Source organism: Neorhizobium sp. SHOUNA12A (genome assembly GCF_023006505.1).
GTDB lineage: Bacteria > Pseudomonadota > Alphaproteobacteria > Rhizobiales > Rhizobiaceae > Neorhizobium.
This window is the reverse complement of the sequence record NZ_JALBGV010000205.1, coordinates 1-555: the sequence shown is the minus strand read 5'-3', so window position 1 is coordinate 555 and position 555 is coordinate 1. Positions and strand designations below refer to the sequence as shown.

Below are 555 nucleotides of genomic sequence, written 5' to 3'. Positions count from 1 at the left end.
TGGTTGCGGGGGCAGGATTTGAACCTGCGGCCTTCAGGTTATGAGCCTGACGAGCTACCGGGCTGCTCCACCCCGCGTAAGGCGTAAATCCCTTTGGGATTTATCGCGATGGCGTAACCGCTTCGAGCGGTTATGCCTTCTGCCGGAGCAAATTGCCGAAGGCGATTTGTCTCCTGTGAGGGTCGCACTGGAAGATATGGGGTGCGATTTCCTCGTATTTCAGGTTTTCAAACGACGAAAGGCCGCTTGTGGGCGGCCCTTGAGGTCGGCTTCAAGGGCCGTTAGGTTTCGTGAATTGAGAAGATATGTTGCGTTTGGCAGACCTGGCAGCGACCTACTCTCCCGCGTCTTGAGACGGAGTACCATTGGCGCAGGGGCGTTTCACGGCCGTGTTCGGAATGGGAACGGGTGCGGCCGCCCCGCAATGACCACCAGGTCAGCGAAGCGCAACATTGTGAGAAGCTGGTTGAGGCGAACCTCATTTTTTAGTCTTTGAACACGTCTTTGAACCTTTCCGGACCTGACGAGCGCTTGAGGCACCCATACAGGCCAGCG

Annotated in this window: 1 tRNA gene and 1 rRNA gene; both read right to left on the bottom strand. The window is 56.9% G+C overall.

The annotated features are described in order from the left end of the window. A tRNA-Met gene (locus MOV63_RS32495) sits at positions 1–77 on the bottom strand. A 244-nt stretch (positions 78–321) separates the two neighbouring features. Then, positions 322–436 (bottom strand): 5S ribosomal RNA (gene rrf / locus MOV63_RS32490). Positions 437–555: the final 119 nt, after the last annotated feature.